The organism is Shimia sp. R9_1 (genome assembly GCF_017743775.1).
Classification (GTDB): Bacteria; Pseudomonadota; Alphaproteobacteria; order Rhodobacterales; family Rhodobacteraceae; genus Shimia.
In genome coordinates this window covers 367,436-383,248 of the sequence record NZ_JAGHRN010000001.1, presented here as the reverse complement: position 1 = coordinate 383,248, position 15,813 = coordinate 367,436, and the positions used below count along the sequence as shown (strand labels likewise).

Sequence of the window (15,813 nt, the reverse complement as noted above, 5' to 3'; positions counted from 1 at the left end):
GCGCTGCTCACCCTTGCAGCGAACGCACTTCCAGGTCGCCTTCTTCGCGGGCTTTCATGGCCCGTGCTGCTGCGTTGGAGGCGGCGGCGGTGGTGAAGTAGGGGATCTTGTCAAACAGCGCCACGGAGCGGATCTCGCGGCTGTCGTTGACGGCTTGTGCGCCTTCGGTGGTGTTCATCACCAGAGAGATGTCGCCGTCTTTGAGGTGGTCCACGATGTTTGGACGGCCCTCATAGACTTTGTTCACCTTGGTGCAATCTACGCCTTGTTCGCTCAGCCATGTGGCGGTGCCTGCGGTGGCCACCACAGAGAAGCCCAGTTCGATCAGGATGTTGGCCGCCTCGACCATGGCGTCGGTCTTGTCATCGTCTTTGACCGAGATGAAGGCCTTGCCGGAGGTGGGCAGCTCCATGCCTGCGCCGAGCTGTGCCTTCAGGAAGGCGCGTGCAAAGCTGCGGTCCCAGCCCATGACTTCGCCGGTGGAGCGCATTTCCGGGCCGAGGATGGTGTCGACGCCCGGGAAGCGGGCAAATGGCAGCACGGCCTCTTTCACGGAGAACCAAGGCATGTTCGGGTCCGCCAGCGTCATTTGATCCGCAATCGGCTGATCCTTGGTGGCGTCGAGTTCCACGTAAGGGGCACGTTTGGGGAAGTCCGCGAGTTTTTCACCTGCCATGATGCGCGCAGCGATGGAAGCAATCGCGCTGTCGGTGGATTTCGCGACAAACGGCACGGTGCGGGAGGCACGTGGGTTCACCTCGATGAGGTAGATTTCGCCGTCTTTCACAGCGAACTGTACGTTCATCAGGCCAACCACGTTGAGGGCCAGCGCAAGGGCGCGGGTCTGACGCTCGATTTCCGCGATGGTCTCTTTGGAGAGCGAGTAGGGCGGCAGCGAGCAGGCGGAGTCGCCGGAGTGAACGCCGGCTTCTTCGATGTGCTGCATGATGCCGGAGATATGCACGTCTTTGCCGTCACAAAGCGCGTCCACGTCCAGCTCGGTTGCGCCGGAGAGGTAGCTGTCGAGCAGAACAGGGCTGTCGCCAGAGACCACAACCGCCTCAGCGATGTAGCGCTCCAGCTGGCCCATATCGCGCACGATTTCCATGGCGCGGCCACCCAGAACGTAGGAGGGGCGGATCACCAGCGGGAAGCCGATTTCATCTGCAATCGCAAGCGCTTCGGCGTCGGTGGAGGCGATGCCGTTCTTCGGCTGTTTCAGCTTCAGCTCATTGACCAGCGCCTGGAACCGCTCGCGGTCTTCGGCAAGGTCGATGGCGTCCGGCGTGGTGCCTAAGATCGGGATGCCTTCTTCTTCGAGCGCGTTTGCCAGCTTCAGCGGGGTCTGGCCGCCGAACTGTACGATCACGCCGTGCAGAGTGCCGTTTTCCTGCTCAACGCGCAGGATTTCCATCACGTGTTCAAAGGTGAGCGGCTCAAAATACAGACGATCAGAGGTGTCATAGTCGGTGGACACGGTCTCTGGGTTGCAATTGATCATGATGGTTTCATAGCCCTGCTCGGTCAGCGCGTAGCAGGCGTGACAGCAGCAGTAGTCAAACTCGATGCCCTGACCGATGCGGTTCGGACCACCACCAAGGATCACAACTTTCTTGCGCTCCGACGGGCGCGCCTCACATTCCACTTCGCCCATCATTGGGGTTTCGTAGGTGGAGTACATGTAAGGGGTCTGTGCCTCAAACTCGGCGGCGCAGGTGTCGATGCGCTTGAACACGGCGGTCACGCCGAGGTTCTGACGGGCGCGGCGCACGTTGTCTTCATCGCGGCCAGAGAGTTTTGCGAGACGTGCGTCGGTGAAGCCGAGCATTTTAAGCACGCGCAGCTCTTTTTCGGTGACCGGTAGGCCGTTTTTGCGCACGTCCTCTTCGGCGTCCACGATTTCGCGGATGCGATCGAGGAACCATGGGTCAAACATGGTGACGCCGTGGATCTCATGGTTGGTCAGACCGTGGCGCATAGCTTGCGCGATGGTGCGCAGGCGATCCGGGGTGGCGACGCTGATCGCTTTGATCACCGCGGCTTTGCCTTCGGCACTGTCATCCGCGCCTTCGATTTCGACCTCATCAAAGCCGGTCAGGCCGCTTTCCATGGAAGCCAGTGCTTTTTGCATGGATTCGTGGATGGTGCGGCCAATGGACATGGTTTCGCCCACGGATTTCATCGCGGTGGTCAGATGCGGCTCGGAGCCCGGGAATTTCTCGAAAGCGAATTTCGGGATCTTGGTGACGACATAGTCGATGGTTGGCTCAAAGGACGCAGGTGTCACTTTGGTGATGTCGTTGTCGAGCTCATCCAGCGTGTAGCCCACCGCCAGCTTCGCTGCGATCTTGGCAATCGGGAAGCCGGTCGCTTTGGAGGCCAGTGCCGAAGAGCGGGACACACGTGGGTTCATTTCGATCACAACCATGCGGCCATCGGCTGGGTTTACCGCCCATTGCACGTTGGAGCCGCCGGTTTCCACGCCGATCTCGCGCAGCACGTTGATCGAGTGGTTGCGCATGATCTGGTATTCTTTGTCCGTCAGCGTGAGCGCAGGGGCCACAGTGATGGAGTCGCCCGTGTGCACGCCCATCGGGTCGACGTTTTCGATGGCGCAGACGATGATGGCGTTGTCCGCTTTGTCGCGCACCACTTCCATCTCGTATTCTTTCCAGCCCAGCAGGCTTTCATCCACGAGGATCTGGTTCACCGGGGAGGCGTCCATGCCGGTGCGGCAGAAGTGGATGTAGTCTTCGCGGTTGTAAGCCACTCCGCCGCCGGTGCCGCCAAGCGTGAAGGCCGGGCGGATGATGGCAGGCAGGCCGATGCTTTCCAGCTCTTCCAGTGCAAGGCGGATGCCTTCGTCCAGATCAGCGGAGCCGTCTTCTTTCTTAGGTGCGGTCACGATGGAGGCACGTGGGTTTTCGATGCCCAGACGGTCCATGGCTTCGCGGAAGAGTTTGCGATCTTCGGCCATTTCGATGGCGTCGCGTTTTGCGCCGATCATCTCGACGCCGAATTTGTCGAGCACACCCATTTCTTCAAGCGCAAGCGAGGTGTTGAGGCCGGTCTGACCGCCCATGGTGGGCAGGAGCGCGTCGGGGCGCTCTTTCTCGATGATCTTGGCGACAACTTCCGGCGTGATCGGCTCGATGTAGGTGGCATCCGCCAGACCGGGGTCGGTCATGATGGTTGCCGGGTTGGAGTTCACCAGAATAACGCGGTAGCCCTCTTCGCGCAGCGCTTTACACGCTTGCGCCCCCGAGTAGTCAAATTCGCAGGCCTGACCAATCACAATGGGGCCGGCCCCGATGATCATGATCGAGGAGATGTCGGTTCTTTTTGGCATGATAAACCTCGGGCTAGAAGGGCGTGGTGGGAGACGCCGAATGCGCAAATTGTCGTGGGTTATACGCATCAGGCGGCAACGTGCAAGAGGGATCACCGGGGGAGCGGGATTTTGTCATGATCTGCCGCTTTCACCACTGTCATTTGCCAAAATGCGCCGTATATGACCAAAAGACAACTTTCGCCGACAGGGGATACAGGTGCAGATTCGCTTTGATCACGGGCCAAACGGGCATGCGACGCTGTTTGATGCGGCGGAGCATGTGATTTCGGTGACGGAGCCACATGAGGTGGATCTGGCCTTTGATGTGCTGAGACAGGCGCAGGCGGCAGGGTTCTGGCTTGCAGGATATGTGAGCTATGAGCTTGGCTATGTGCTGGAGTCACGTCTGCGCCGGATGCTGCCCAAGGCGCGGCGACTGCCTTTGATGCAGTTTGGTGTGTTTCGCGCGCCAACGGCGGCCAAGGCGCTTTCCACAGATGCGCGGTTTGATTTGGGCGCATTTGCGCCGCGCTGGAGTGCGGCCACCTACCGTGCGGCGTTTGACCGGGTGCATGGCTACATCGGTGCTGGCGATATCTATCAGGCGAATCTGACGTTTCCGATGGATGCAGCTGTGTCCGGGGATGCCGAGGCGCTTTATGCCGCGCTCGCGGCGCGTCAGCCGGTTGGGCATGGGGCGCTGATCAAACAGGCGGGTCTGCCGACAATTCTGTCGCGTTCGCCGGAGCTGTTTTTCCGCACCGATGCGGCGGGCCGGATTGAGACACGCCCGATGAAGGGCACGCAGCCCCGCAGTGAAGACGCGGCAGAGGATGCACGTCGTAAGGCGTGGCTGGCGCAGGACGAGAAGAACCGCGCCGAGAACCTGATGATCGTGGATCTTTTGCGCAATGACATCAGCCGTGTGGCGCAGCCGGGCAGCGTGAAGGTGCCGCAGCTTTTTGAGGTGGAGAGCTATGCGACCGTGCATCAGATGACCTCCACCGTTGAGGCGCAGTTGCAGGAAGACGCGCAGCTTGCCGATATTTTGCAGGCGCTGTTCCCTTGCGGATCAATCACCGGCGCACCAAAGCTGCGCTCGATGGAGATTCTGCGTAATCTGGAGCCGTGGCCCCGTGAGATCTACTGTGGTGCAATTGGCTGGGCAGCGCCGGACGGCAGCTCTGAGTTCAGCGTGGCGATCCGCACGATGCTGCTTGAAGGCGGGCAAGCTGTGTTGAACGTGGGCGGCGGTGTTGTCTGGGACAGCAAGGCGCCTGATGAATATGAGGAAGCGCTGTGGAAAGCCCGCTTTGCCAAGACGTTCCAGCCGGAACCCGCCTGATTGAGACCTTTCGCTTTGTGCCGGGGGCGGGCGTGGCGCGGCTGCACCTGCATCTGGCGCGGCTGAAACACTCGGCGCAGGCGCTGGGCTTTGCCTTTTCTGAAACAGATGTTCTGCGCGCGGTTGAGGCTCTGGAGGCGACCACCGATTTGCGCTGCCGTCTGACATTGGGTGCGGCCGGGGATGTGGAGATCACCACCGCAGAGATGCCGGCGGCGGCGACAAAGCCTTGGGTGTGCCGGATACATCCGGACCGTTTGTCCTCCGCGGATCAGCTTTTGCAGCACAAGACCACGCGGCGTGCGTTTTATGATGCAGCGCGGGCGGAGTTGCCTGAGGGTGTGCAGGAGTGGCTGTTTTTCAATGAGCGCGGCGAGCTGTGTGAGGGCACCATCACCAATCTGGTGTTGACCATGGAGGACGGTGTTCGGCTGACGCCGCCGGTTGCGTCGGGTTGTTTGCCGGGCGTGTATCGGCAGAGTTTGATTGAGGCGGGGGCGCTGCGCGAAGCGGTGCTGAGTGAGGCGGATTTGTTCTCGGCGCAAGCGCTGCATCTGACAAATGCGCTGCGCGGGGAAATCCCGGCGGTGGTCAAATAGGCGCGGGCCTGAGGCTTGCGGCGGCGATGCCAGCCCTCATGCTGTCTTGAAATTGAAACATGCGCGCGCAACTCTCCGGACAAAACCAATTGAGGACAGCAGTTTGCCCGTACAAAACACCAACCGGCTTTGGGCCGAGTTTCTGATCCTGTTTGTTCTTGCGCCGGTGCTGATTGCCACGTTGCTGCCGGCCACGGTGATGTTCTCCGCGCTTTTTGCGCTCACCGCGCTTGGGATCCTTCTATTGCATCTGACGCCGGGCTTTCGCTGGCGGGCGCTGCGCGAGGGGATGGCGGAAATCAAGCTGCGGCAGATGCTGATCTATACGGCCCTGATGTTTGCGGCCTGTTTTGCGGTGACGATGCTGTTTGCACCGGAGGCCTTGTTCTTTCTCATGAGGAACGAGCCGCAATTGATGGTGGTGATCCTGATCTTCTATCCTTTTGTGTCCGCACTGCCGCAAGAGCTGGTGTTTCGCCCGCTGTTCTTTCGCCGCTATAAAGCGATCCTGCCAAACGGTTGGGCAGCGATCTGGCTGAATGCGGGGCTCTTTGCGCTGGCGCATCTGATGTATTGGAGCTGGGTCGTGGCCATCATGACCTTTGTGGGCGGGGTGATTTTTGCCCATGCCTACAAAGAGCGTGCCTCTTTTCCTCTGGCGGTGCTGATGCATGCGATTGCGGGCAACATCATCTTTCTCATGGGGCTGGGTGTGTTTTTCTACTCCGGCAACGTTGTGCGGCCGTTTTAGCGCCATTTCGCGCGGCGCGGACCTTGACTTTATGGCCTCAAAAAGGTGTATCGGCGCGAACATTGTTTTTCACCCTGAAAGAGGGGCCGCACATGCACGCCTATCGCAGCCATACCTGCGCCGACCTGAACAAATCCAACGTGGGCGAGACCGTCCGCCTGTCTGGCTGGGTGCACCGCATCCGTGACCACGGCGGTATTCTGTTTGTCGACCTGCGCGATCACTTTGGCATCACGCAGGTGCTTTGCGATCCGGACAGCCCGGTTTTCTCTCAAATGGAGAAGGTGCGCAGCGAGTGGTGTATCCGCATTGATGGCAACGTCAAAGCGCGTGACGCAGACCTGATCAACGACAAGATCCCGACCGGTGAGGTTGAGGTGTTTGTGCGCGATCTGGAGATCCTCGGCGCGGCAGACGAGCTGCCTTTGATGGTGTTTGGCGATCAGGAGTATCCTGAGGAGACCCGCCTGAAATACCGCTTCCTCGACCTGCGTCGTGAGCAGATGCAGCAAAACATGGTGCTGCGCTCTGATGTGGTTTCCTCCATGCGCAAGCGCATGTGGGACAAGGGCTTCCGCGAGTATCAGACCCCGATCATTACAGCGTCTTCGCCAGAAGGTGCGCGCGACTTCCTCGTGCCGTCCCGTCTGCATCCGGGCAAGTTCTACGCGCTGCCGCAGGCGCCACAGCAGTTCAAACAGCTGATGATGGTTGCGGGCTTTGATAAGTATTTCCAGATCGCGCCGTGCTTCCGTGACGAAGACCCGCGCGCTGACCGCTCCCCGACCGACTTCTACCAGCTCGACATGGAGATGTCCTTTGTGGAGCAGCAGGACGTCTTTGACACCATCGCGCCTGTTCTGGCCGGTGTGTTTGAAGAGTTCGGCGGTGGCCGCAAGGTGGACGCGCCAGAGAGCTGGCCGCAGATCCCTTATGCGGAAGCGGCGCTGAAATACGGCTCTGACAAGCCTGACCTGCGCAACCCGATTGAGATGCAGGTGGTATCCGAGCACTTCGCAGGCTCCGGCTTTGCGATCTTTGCCAAACTGCTGGAGCAGGAAGGCACCGAAGTGCGCGCCATTCCGGCGCCAACCGGTGGTGGCCGCAAGTTCTGTGACCGTATGAACAAATTTGCCCAAGGCGAAGGCCTGCCGGGCATGGGCTATATCTTCTGGCGCGACAAGACTGCAGACAGCGTGGCGCAGGAGCTGGGCATTTCGGTGAAAGAGGCGCAAGCCAAGCTGAAATCTGGCGAAGTGGAAGGTGGCATGGAAGCCGCTGGCCCGCTGGCCAAGAACATCGGCCCTGAGCGCACCGAGGCGATCCGCCAGCAGCTGGGTCTGGGCGTGGGCGACGCGGCCTTCTTCCTCGGCGGTAAGCCAAAGGCCTTTGAAAAGATTGCGGGCCGTGCGCGTGACGTGATTGGCAAAGAGCTGGGTCTGATCGACGAAGATCGCTTTGCATTTGCTTGGATCGTGGACTTCCCGATCTATGAAGCAGACGAAGAGACCGGCAAGATCGACTTTGAACACAACCCGTTCTCCATGCCGCAGGGCGGTCTGGATGCGCTGAACGGCGATCCGCTGGCGGTCAAAGGCTATCAGTACGATCTGGCGTGTAACGGCTATGAGCTGGTTTCTGGTGCGATCCGGAACCACCAGCCGGAAATCATGCTGAAGGCGTTTGAGATTGCCGGTTACGGCGAAGAGGAAGTGAAAGAGCGCTTTGGTGCGCTTTACAAAGCCTTCTCCTACGGCGCACCACCCCACGGTGGTTGTGCGGCTGGTGTGGACCGCATCGTGATGTTGCTGGCAGATCAGCAGAACATCCGCGAAGTCATGATGTTCCCGATGAACCAGCGCGCCGAAGATCTGATGATGAACGCGCCCAACGATCCTTCCAGCGATCAGCTTATGGAGCTGGGTCTGCGGGTGATCCCGCAGGAGTGATCCGCGCTATAGACTTGCAAAGGGCCGCTTTCACGAAGGTGAGGGCGGCCTTTTCTTTTGTGGCCTCAGTCGTCTGGCATGTGAACAAAGGCTTGGCCAAGTCTGGGCGCTGTGCCACTACTTCGGGAAACGAAGGAATGCCAAATGACTGAGCCAAGACCTGTTGGATTCGCCGTGCCGGATTGGCAGGCGCCACCCCGCCCAACAGGGGCAGTCTTGGAGGGGCGTTATGTGCGGCTGGAGCCGTTGAATGCGGAGGCGCATGCGGCGTTACTGTATCGGTCCTATCAGTCTGATGACTGGGTTTGGGATTACATGCCGTATGGGCCGTTTCATTCCTCAGCCCAGTATCATCGCTGGGTGCGGGAGACGGTCGCGAACCCCGATCATTTCTTCTATGCGATCTACAGCAAAGCGGATCGGACGTTCACAGGTGTTGCCTCTTATCTGCGGATCGCACCGGAAGCGGGGTCCATTGAGGTGGGCAATATCAACTTCGCACCAATGATGCAGGGCACGCCTGCGGCGACGGAGGCGATGTTTCTGATGATGCAATGGGCCTTTGAGGCCGGATATCGACGGTATGTATGGAAATGTGACGCGCTGAATGCGCCTTCGCGGCGCGCAGCGCAGCGGCTGGGTTTCAGCTATGAAGGCGTGTTTCGTCAGGCGCTGGTCTACAAAGGGCGCAACCGGGACACCGCGTGGTTTGCCGCCATCGATCAGGAATGGCCCGCGCTTAAGGCGACGTTTGATGTCTGGCTCTCTCCGAGCAACTTTGATGCGGCAGGGCAGCAGAAAGAGCGTCTGAGCGATTTGACGCGATTGGTGCGTGCGAGCGGAGATCCGACGCTGGGCTAACCTCCCAGATCGTCTGGGCAGGGCATTGTCGCAGTGACGCTTTCATGCCCCGCTGGCGTTTTGGGTTTAACGCGAGGTGGCGGGAGATCAGATGGTGGCGGTTTGCGCCAGCCGGTCCTGCACCACGCCGGTGAGATGGGCCACATCTGCGGTTGGCATTTGACCCGCCTTGCGGGCACGCTCCACCGCTTGCACGGCGCTCAGCAGGGATGCATCCTCCGAGCTGCGCGCGATGCCGCCCAGGAATTGCGCCACATAGTCCACCACACCGTCCTTGAGAGCCTGTTCGGGCGTTTCCTGAAGGGTGTCAGCCGCGTGCATCAAATCATCGCGCAGCGCGACCGGATCGGGCTGGATGGCCTCATTGTCAGCGATGCGCGCGATGGTGGGGCGGTAGCCTTCGGTCAGTCGAGACAGGATGGCCTGCTGGAAAGAGGACAGGCTGCCGTAAGGTTTGGCGATAAATCCGTCTGCACCTGCAGCCAATGCGCTGTCTTCGGCAAAATCATCGCCCGATGTCCCCAGGATCAGCTCGACCCGTGGGGAGGCATGGTGCAGTTCTTCGATCAGTTCCGCGCCAGAACCGTCCGGCAGGCCCATATCCACGATGATCACCGTGGGCAGATGGATTTGCAGGTGGCGGCGGGCGGAAGTCAGGCAGTCTGCGCGGCGGATGCGGGCGCCGGAGCGGACACACATGAGCCGCAGAGCATCAGAAGCGAAGCGGCTGTCTTCGACCACAAGCACGGTCATACCCAGAAGCGGCCGCGCGGCTGATGGCGAGGTCAATGGGGAGAATGGGGACTGGTCATTCATGGCTGAAATCCTCAACGAAGCAAACTAACTGAAACATTCACATGGACTCAGGCTAGCCAGCACATGACTAACGAAGCGTTAATCGCCACCGCGACGCCCTGCCGCTTGCGCGCGCGCGATGCAAATCCCATAACAGCGGTGAGCGGGACCAAAGCGATCCATGGAGGACAAAAATGATTGGACGACTGAACCACGTGGCGATTGCTGTGCCCGATTTGGAGGCTGCGAGCGCGCAATACCGTGATGCGCTTGGGGCCAAGGTGGGCGCGCCGCAGGACGAACCGGATCACGGGGTGACGGTGGTGTTCATCGAGCTGCCAAACACCAAGATCGAACTGCTTTATCCGCTGGGAGAAGACAGTCCTATCAATGGCTTCCTTGATAAGAACCCGTCAGGCGGCATTCACCACGTTTGCTATGAGGTTGATGATATTCTGGCGGCGCGTGACCATCTGAAAGAGACAGGCGCGCGGGTTCTGGGCAGCGGAGAGCCCAAGATCGGGGCGCATGGCAAGCCGGTGCTGTTTTTGCACCCGAAGGACTTCAACGGCTGCCTTGTCGAGCTTGAACAGGTCTGATCAAACCACATATTTGGGTAGGAAAGCGGGCAGTTTTGCCCGCTGACTTTTTGGAGGAGCACACAATGGGGATCACCTCAGCCATCGTTTTATACGCGGTCATCTGGTTTATGACCTTTCTGATTGTGATCCCGATTCGCCTGCAAACTCAGGGGGATTTGGGCGATGTGGTGCCCGGCACCCACGCGGGAGCACCGGAGCATCATTATCTGAAGGCCAAAGCTAAGATCACCACCCTTGTGTCGGCGGTGATCTGGGCAATTGCGTTCTGGATCATCACATCCGGTATGATCACCGTGCGTGATCTCGATATGTTCAACCGGATGGGGGATGCGCCCGTCTCGGCTCCAGTTGATGGAACAGATGGGTAAACGTCGCAGCCCCCAGGATTGGGATCAGCAGGTTCACCAGCGGGATTGAGAGCGGCATCGCCATCAAGATCCCTGCAAGCCAGATTGTGCCGCCATGTTTGCGGCGCAGTTTCTTCGCTTCCGCCCGGCCCACGCGGCGCATGGCGGTGAGCTGAAAATATTCACGCCCCAGCAGGAAGCCGTTCAAAGCCCAGAAGATAAACAGGGCAAACGGCGTGAAGATCGCATAGACGATCAGCGCCAGCAGGTTCGCGGCGATCAGCACGCCGAGAAAGTTCACCGAATCCTTCAGCCCTTCGCCAAAGGACACCGCAGGCACATCAGGCAGGTGGGGGTAATGGCGATCTTCGACCGCATCTGCCACCTCATCCAGAAACAGGGATGTGATGGCCGAAGCGACCGGCACCATCAGAAAGACCGACAGAAAGATCATCAGGAACAGGGAAGCGGCGGTGAAAAGATCGCCGACCCAGGAAATATTGCCCAGAAGTTCCTGCACCCAAGCGGCAGCGCCCAGCCAGTTCAAAAACATCAGGAACAGCGTGTAAACCGCGATGAGCAGGGCAAATGTCAGGCCAATACCTTTAAAGAGCACCCGGCGAAAACGCGGGTCTCCCAATTGGCCGAGGGTTTTGCCAAAGGATGAGAGGATCAATCCAACAGCCATGTGACCTTTGTCTCCATATTGGGGCGGGGGCGCTCTGGGGGCGCGACTTTTTCGGTGCCGATGTGGATGAAGCCTGCGACCTTTTCATGGGGCGTGAGGCCAAGGCCTTTTTCCACAAAATCACGATCATGGCTGGCCCAGCCGGAAAGCCAGTTGGCGCCCCAACCGGCAGCCAGAGATGCATTCAGAAGTTGCAGACACACGCAGGCGGCGGAGTAAGACTGCTCAATCGCCGGGACTTTCTCGCTCAGCACGGGGGATTCAATCACCGCGACTGCGAGATCTGCCTTGGCGAATTGATCCTGACCCTTGGTGATCTTGTCAGGTTCGATGCCCAATGCAGTGCCGCGTTCGGGGATGAGATCCGCCAATTTTTGCAAGGCTTTGCGTTCCAAAACGATGAGACGCCAAGGCTCCAGTTTGCCGTGATCCGGGCTGCGCAAAGCGGCCTCCAGCAAGGGTTCCAGTTCAGCGCGTGATGGCGCAGGGCCGACCAGCGTTTTGGCGGGGCGTGAGCGGCGGCTGAGCAGAAAATCCAGCGCGGCTTGGTTTGGTTGTGGCATGTCCTCTCCCTTGGGAGTTGAGTAGGTATGTTGGCGTGGTCCGGTCTGTTTTCAACCGGGCGGGCTTGCGAATGTGGCGGCCATCTCATCAATGAGCGTGGCAAAGAAGGCCTCAACCCGGGCGTTGGGCTGGCGGATTTCAAGTGAGGCCGCCATCGGGTCTTCGGCGCGGATGTCAGAGCCGGCAAGCTCTTCGATCACCGCATGGCTGCAGAATGGCACATAGGCCTCAGAATAGCCGCCCTCATGTACCAGCACGAGTTTGCCTTCACACAGCGTTTCGCCGGCGGCCATGACCTGTTTCGTCATCTGGCGGAAAGTGTCCGCGGTGGCGAGCATGCGGGAGAGCGGATCAAAGGCGGCGGCGTCAAAGCCGCAGGCCACGATGATGATGTCGGGATTAAAGCTGTGCAGCGCAGGGACAACGATCTGCTGCATGGCATGAAGGTAGCTGTTGTGGCCCGCGCCGGGCGGCAGGGGCACGTTGATGTTGGTGCCAAGGCCCGCACCTTTGCCGCGATCTGCCACGTCGCCGGTGTCGAGCGGGTAGTTCTTTTCCTGATGCAGCGAGATGGTGAGCACATCGCTGCGCTCATAATAGATGGCCTCGGTGCCATTGCCGTGGTGCACATCCCAGTCGAGCACGGCGACGCGCTGGGCAAGCCCCTGCGCCTGTGCGGCTTCAATGGCGACGGCGATATTTGCGAGCAGGCAGAAACCATTGGGCCAGTCCGGCAAACAGTGGTGACCGGGGGGGCGCGACAGGGCGTAGGCGTTTTGCAGCTCGCCTGCGGCAACGGCGCGGACGGCTTCGCTGGCGAGCCCTGCGGAGAGCGCTGCGATCTCATAGCCGCCCTTGCCAAAAGGCGTGCGCAAACCAATTTCACCACCGCCTGCATCAGAGACCGATTTGAACTTGCCAAGGAAGTCACCGGGATGCACGCGGGCCAGCATTTCTGTGGTAGCCGCGGGAGCGCTGCGCACCTCAAGGTCTGCGGTTAAGCCTGTGACATCCATGAGGTTTTTGAGGCGGCGTTTGGTCTCAGGGCTTTCAGGAAGCCCACCTGCAGCAAGCGGTTGCACAAGATCGCCAACGGGCAGGGTCAGCGCGTAGTTGCCACCTGCATGCCAGAAGCACTTTTCATCAAAAAAGAACCCGGTTTTGTTGCGTGCGGCCATTAAGCTTCCCCCGTTGCATTGCGAGGGCTACCCTATGCGGGGCATTTATGGAATGTAAATCATTGTTCGCCCAACGGTTTTGCATCGGAGATCGAGAGAATGGCAAAGGCCCCTGAGATGTCCCTCACGCCGGGTGCGGAAGTCGCGGTGCGCGTCACACCAAAAGCTTCGCGCAACGCGGTGGTGCAGGATGGCGATGTGTTGCGGGTCTATGTCACGGTTGTGCCGGAGGGTGGCAAAGCCAACGCTGCCGTTGCCAAATTGCTGGCAAAGACCATGGGCGTTGCCAAATCCCGGCTGACCCTTGTGCGCGGGCAGACCTCACGCGAAAAGGTCTTCCGGTTGGACTAGGTCATGTTTTGTCGGGGTCTCGCTTGAGCATGTAAACACCCTCAGGCAAGTCCAGCGCGGCGGTTAGATCCTGCACCTGTGCTGTGGAAAGCGTGATTTTCTGCATGCTGTCGGTGCGCGGATCATATTGTTCGATGGTGACGCATTCTTCAAACATGTGGATCACCACATCTTCGCCCAGAGGGGCGGCGCCTTCATCGACAAGCGTGACAACGGTGGAGTCAAATTCGTGCTCGATGCTGAACATATTGTGAGCCTAGCGCATCGGGGACCGGGTGCAAGCATTTCCCTCTGGTCTCGGCCACAGCGGAGGCGTAAATTCGGGAAGACGACATATTTGTGAGCGCCTTAGACGATTGGGGCGCTGGGAAGGACGACGGATGCAGGGGCTGAAATCTGGACAAAGACCGTGGCGTGCGATGGTGTTGGCCACTGCGGCAGGGGCGGCGTTGACGGCCTGTGAGGTCACAACCACAACAGCGCCGCAACAGCGCAGCGCGCCGCAGCCCAAGGCCCCGAAAATCAGCGTGTCTCAGGCCGAGGCGCGGCTTGCGCCGATCATTGCGCAGATGGAACCTGTGGCTGAGCGGGAGTGCCGTGCAAGAGCGCCACGCGGCACCGATTGCGACTACAAAATCTCTGTCGATCCGCGCACCGATATTCCGGCCAATGCCTTTCAGACCGTTGATAAGAACGGCCGCCCGCTGATCATTTTTACCGCGCCGTTGATCGCGGAGACGCGCAACCAGCATGAGCTCGCCTTTGTGATGGGCCATGAGGCGGCACACCATATTGCGGGGCATTTGACCCGCTCACAGGCGGATGCGCTGACGGGGGCCGCATTGGGCGCCATTCTGGTGGGTCTGGCTGGGGGTAGCGCAAGCTCTGTGGACGCGGCGGCAAACCTCGGTGCCTCTGTTGGCTCACGGTCGTTCTCCAAAGAATATGAGCTGGAAGCGGACAGCCTTGGAACCGTTTTGACCAAGAAAGCGGGATATGATCCGCTGATCGGCGTGGGCTTTTTTGAGCGCACACCGGATCCGGGCAACCAGTTTCTGGGCACGCACCCGCCCAACGCCTCACGTGTGGCGATTGTGAAGCGCACGGCGGCGGGTCTGTAAGCCATGTTGCAACTGACCAATGTGGTCACCGACCGGGGCAGCAAATATGCGGTGTCCGGCGGCGCGGTGACGGATCGCGCGGCGGCGGATCGGTTTCTCAAAGATCTGAAGCGAAACAAGAAATTCGCCAAAGCCACCCACAACACCTGGGCGGCGCTGTTGAGTGACGGCACGCCACTGAAAGGCGATGACGGCGAAAGCGGTGCGGGATTGGTGATTTTGCGAATGCTGGAGCGCGAGGGGATCACGGATCATATCGTGGTTGTCACGCGCTGGTATGGCGGTGTGAAACTGGGCGGAGACCGTTTTCGTCGGGTGCAGGATTGCGTGAACGCCTATCTGGATGCGCAAAAAAGCTGAGATTGATGCACATCAAGGGACCATACGGCGAAGCCTGTTAGCTTGTTTGCAAGCGAAACAGGAGTTTTTCGTATGGATCGGCTGGAAAAGATCAAACGCCACGCGGCTTTGTTTGACGATATGGCGTCCCACGTTGGGGTGGATTTGCAGGAGGCCGCGATCAAAGGTACGTTGAGACCTGATGAGATCTCAGACGCGGTGGTCCGTTGCTCGGGATGCTTGCAACCCGCGCGCTGTGCGCTGCGCATGAAATCGGCTGAGGCTCAGGATGATGGCGCGCCGATCTATTGTCGCAATGCCGAGCTGCTAAAGCGCTTGGAGGCGCAGGTCTGATGGGCGTTGTTGTGCCTTTGGGCGATCCGGCGACGCATTTCTGGCTGACCCGGAGCATGGGCCGCAAGATGGGTGTCTCCCTCAGCGAAATGATGGCTGAGGGGCGTTTGAGTGTGCAGGAGTACACAGGGATGGTCACGCGCTGCCGAACCTGTGCGCATGTGGCTGAGTGTCAATCCTGGTTGGGGGAAGCAGGGCAGCATAAGACACCGCCAGAGTTCTGCTGCCACGCCGCGCTGATGGCGCGTTTGGCACCACATTAAGCCTTCAGGCTGCGCCTGAGATGCTTGCGGTAGAGCCAGGGCGCAAGGATACGTTCATAAATCCCGTTAGACATCTGCCAAATGCCCGGCAGTCGCACAATTTTGGCCATCCAACGGTAGCGCAGCATTTCTGACCAGAGCGCGACAAAGGCGGCGACACCGACGTATAGCTCGCCTGCTTTCACAACGTGCAGACGCCGTGCGGCGGTGTCCGGGTCGATCTTCCAATCTGACAGCGCGTCTGAGTTCAGATCGTCATAGGCCACGTTAAGGCCGCGCGCCTTTGTGTAGGCGCGGTAGTGGCAGATTTCAGCGTTGCAGATCGGGCAGTCCGCGTTGAAAAGGACCCGCGTTTCGTCGCTCATGGGCGCTCCG

Annotated in this window: 19 protein-coding genes; 12 read left to right on the top strand and 7 right to left on the bottom strand. The window is 59.7% G+C overall.

Annotated features, from left to right (window positions below):
• Positions 1-7: 7 nt before the first annotated feature.
• On the bottom strand, positions 8-3,349 hold the full coding sequence (gene carB / locus J7399_RS01910; RefSeq protein WP_209083815.1) for a carbamoyl-phosphate synthase large subunit: 3,342 nt from the start codon (positions 3,347-3,349) through the stop codon (positions 8-10).
• A 199-nt stretch (positions 3,350-3,548) separates the two neighbouring features.
• On the opposite strand from carB, the gene J7399_RS01905 reads away from it, so the two are divergent.
• The 5 genes from J7399_RS01905 (at position 3,549) to J7399_RS01885 (ending at position 8,836) form a co-directional block, all read left to right on the top strand.
• The gene (locus J7399_RS01905; RefSeq protein ID WP_209060977.1) at positions 3,549-4,676 is read left to right on the top strand and encodes an aminodeoxychorismate synthase component I; all 1,128 of its coding nucleotides are present in this window, start codon (positions 3,549-3,551) and stop codon (positions 4,674-4,676) included.
• Positions 4,631-5,275 carry an aminotransferase class IV family protein gene (locus J7399_RS01900; RefSeq protein ID WP_348539419.1) on the top strand — a complete coding sequence of 215 codons (645 nt, stop codon included), beginning with the start codon at positions 4,631-4,633 and terminating at the stop codon, positions 5,273-5,275. Before J7399_RS01905 ends, J7399_RS01900 begins: the two co-directional genes overlap by 46 nt.
• A 103-nt stretch (positions 5,276-5,378) precedes the next feature.
• Positions 5,379-6,026, top strand: a complete 648-nt coding sequence (locus tag J7399_RS01895) for a CPBP family intramembrane glutamic endopeptidase (RefSeq protein WP_247742697.1) — start codon at positions 5,379-5,381, stop codon at positions 6,024-6,026.
• Between the two features lie 92 nt (positions 6,027-6,118).
• Positions 6,119-7,975, top strand: a complete 1,857-nt coding sequence (gene aspS, locus J7399_RS01890) for an aspartate--tRNA ligase (protein ID WP_209060975.1) — start codon at positions 6,119-6,121, stop codon at positions 7,973-7,975.
• A 144-nt stretch (positions 7,976-8,119) separates the two neighbouring features.
• Entirely contained in the window at positions 8,120-8,836 is a 717-nt protein-coding gene (locus tag J7399_RS01885; RefSeq protein WP_209083810.1) for a GNAT family protein, read from the top strand.
• Positions 8,837-8,923: 87 nt separating this feature from the next.
• Here J7399_RS01885 and J7399_RS01880 read toward each other — a convergent pair whose 3' ends face one another.
• Positions 8,924-9,652, bottom strand: coding sequence for a response regulator (locus J7399_RS01880; protein ID WP_209083808.1), 729 nt, complete (start codon positions 9,650-9,652; stop codon positions 8,924-8,926).
• 173 nt (positions 9,653-9,825) lie between these two features.
• Here J7399_RS01880 and mce point away from each other — a divergent pair, with 173 nt between their 5' ends.
• Positions 9,826-10,230, top strand: a complete 405-nt coding sequence (gene mce, locus J7399_RS01875; RefSeq protein ID WP_209083807.1) for a methylmalonyl-CoA epimerase — start codon at positions 9,826-9,828, stop codon at positions 10,228-10,230.
• 65 nt (positions 10,231-10,295) lie between these two features.
• Positions 10,296-10,601, top strand: a complete 306-nt coding sequence (locus J7399_RS01870) for a DUF1467 family protein (protein ID WP_209060969.1) — start codon at positions 10,296-10,298, stop codon at positions 10,599-10,601.
• On the opposite strand, the gene J7399_RS01865 is transcribed toward J7399_RS01870, so the two are convergent.
• From J7399_RS01865 to J7399_RS01855, 3 genes are read right to left on the bottom strand one after another with little or no spacing between them, the layout of a single operon-like run.
• The gene (locus tag J7399_RS01865) at positions 10,546-11,256 is read right to left on the bottom strand and encodes an EI24 domain-containing protein (protein WP_209084753.1); all 711 of its coding nucleotides are present in this window, start codon (positions 11,254-11,256) and stop codon (positions 10,546-10,548) included. The two genes, J7399_RS01870 and J7399_RS01865, sit on opposite strands and share 56 nt — an antisense overlap.
• Complete coding sequence (locus J7399_RS01860) at positions 11,253-11,831, bottom strand: nitroreductase (RefSeq protein ID WP_209083804.1); 579 nt, start codon at positions 11,829-11,831, stop codon at positions 11,253-11,255. Before J7399_RS01860 ends, J7399_RS01865 begins: the two co-directional genes overlap by 4 nt.
• 51 nt (positions 11,832-11,882) lie before the next feature.
• On the bottom strand, positions 11,883-13,010 hold the full coding sequence (locus J7399_RS01855) for a class II histone deacetylase (protein ID WP_209083802.1): 1,128 nt from the start codon (positions 13,008-13,010) through the stop codon (positions 11,883-11,885).
• Between the two features lie 99 nt (positions 13,011-13,109).
• Here J7399_RS01855 and J7399_RS01850 point away from each other — a divergent pair, with 99 nt between their 5' ends.
• Positions 13,110-13,361: a DUF167 domain-containing protein gene (locus J7399_RS01850; RefSeq protein WP_209083801.1), complete on the top strand. Its 252-nt coding sequence runs from the start codon at positions 13,110-13,112 to the stop codon at positions 13,359-13,361.
• A gap of 1 nt (position 13,362) precedes the next feature.
• Here the strand turns inward: J7399_RS01850 and J7399_RS01845 are convergent, their stop codons facing one another.
• Positions 13,363-13,608: a hypothetical protein gene (locus J7399_RS01845; RefSeq protein ID WP_209060962.1), complete on the bottom strand. Its 246-nt coding sequence runs from the start codon at positions 13,606-13,608 to the stop codon at positions 13,363-13,365.
• A gap of 133 nt (positions 13,609-13,741) precedes the next feature.
• On the opposite strand from J7399_RS01845, the gene J7399_RS01840 reads away from it, so the two are divergent.
• The 4 genes from J7399_RS01840 to J7399_RS01825 all read left to right on the top strand — a co-directional run bounded on the left by J7399_RS01840 (position 13,742) and on the right by J7399_RS01825 (position 15,438).
• Positions 13,742-14,482, top strand: a complete 741-nt coding sequence (locus tag J7399_RS01840) for a M48 family metallopeptidase (protein WP_247742696.1) — start codon at positions 13,742-13,744, stop codon at positions 14,480-14,482.
• Between the two features lie 3 nt (positions 14,483-14,485).
• Positions 14,486-14,842, top strand: a complete 357-nt coding sequence (locus tag J7399_RS01835; protein WP_209083800.1) for a YigZ family protein — start codon at positions 14,486-14,488, stop codon at positions 14,840-14,842.
• 72 nt (positions 14,843-14,914) lie between these two features.
• Positions 14,915-15,175, top strand: a complete 261-nt coding sequence (locus J7399_RS01830) for a DUF6455 family protein (protein ID WP_209083799.1) — start codon at positions 14,915-14,917, stop codon at positions 15,173-15,175.
• A complete protein-coding gene (locus J7399_RS01825; protein ID WP_209060953.1) occupies positions 15,175-15,438 on the top strand; it encodes a DUF6455 family protein in 264 nt (87 codons plus the stop codon). The genes J7399_RS01830 and J7399_RS01825 overlap by 1 nt, the downstream gene beginning before the upstream one ends.
• Here J7399_RS01825 and J7399_RS01820 read toward each other — a convergent pair.
• Positions 15,435-15,803 carry a DUF393 domain-containing protein gene (locus J7399_RS01820; protein WP_209083798.1) on the bottom strand — a complete coding sequence of 123 codons (369 nt, stop codon included), beginning with the start codon at positions 15,801-15,803 and terminating at the stop codon, positions 15,435-15,437. The genes J7399_RS01825 and J7399_RS01820 overlap by 4 nt on opposite strands.
• Between the last annotated feature and the right edge of the window lie 10 nt (positions 15,804-15,813).

Bases quoted from the DNA above. Each gene is read 5' to 3' on its own strand.
- aspS (WP_209060975.1), top strand. From the start codon at position 6,119: ATGCACGCCTATCGCAGCCATACCTGCGCCGACCTGAACAAATCCAAC.
- J7399_RS01830 (WP_209083799.1), top strand. From the start codon at position 14,915: ATGGATCGGCTGGAAAAGATCAAACGCCACGCGGCTTTGTTTGACGAT.
- J7399_RS01855 (WP_209083802.1), bottom strand. From the start codon at position 13,010: ATGGCCGCACGCAACAAAACCGGGTTCTTTTTTGATGAAAAGTGCTTC.
- J7399_RS01885 (WP_209083810.1), top strand. From the start codon at position 8,120: ATGACTGAGCCAAGACCTGTTGGATTCGCCGTGCCGGATTGGCAGGCG.
- J7399_RS01835 (WP_209083800.1), top strand. From the start codon at position 14,486: ATGTTGCAACTGACCAATGTGGTCACCGACCGGGGCAGCAAATATGCG.
- J7399_RS01880 (WP_209083808.1), bottom strand. From the start codon at position 9,652: ATGAATGACCAGTCCCCATTCTCCCCATTGACCTCGCCATCAGCCGCG.
- J7399_RS01870 (WP_209060969.1), top strand. From the start codon at position 10,296: ATGGGGATCACCTCAGCCATCGTTTTATACGCGGTCATCTGGTTTATG.
- J7399_RS01825 (WP_209060953.1), top strand. From the start codon at position 15,175: ATGGGCGTTGTTGTGCCTTTGGGCGATCCGGCGACGCATTTCTGGCTG.
- J7399_RS01840 (WP_247742696.1), top strand. From the start codon at position 13,742: ATGCAGGGGCTGAAATCTGGACAAAGACCGTGGCGTGCGATGGTGTTG.
- J7399_RS01820 (WP_209083798.1), bottom strand. From the start codon at position 15,803: ATGAGCGACGAAACGCGGGTCCTTTTCAACGCGGACTGCCCGATCTGC.
- J7399_RS01860 (WP_209083804.1), bottom strand. From the start codon at position 11,831: ATGCCACAACCAAACCAAGCCGCGCTGGATTTTCTGCTCAGCCGCCGC.
- carB (WP_209083815.1), bottom strand. From the start codon at position 3,349: ATGCCAAAAAGAACCGACATCTCCTCGATCATGATCATCGGGGCCGGC.
- mce (WP_209083807.1), top strand. From the start codon at position 9,826: ATGATTGGACGACTGAACCACGTGGCGATTGCTGTGCCCGATTTGGAG.
- J7399_RS01850 (WP_209083801.1), top strand. From the start codon at position 13,110: ATGGCAAAGGCCCCTGAGATGTCCCTCACGCCGGGTGCGGAAGTCGCG.
- J7399_RS01845 (WP_209060962.1), bottom strand. From the start codon at position 13,608: ATGTTCAGCATCGAGCACGAATTTGACTCCACCGTTGTCACGCTTGTC.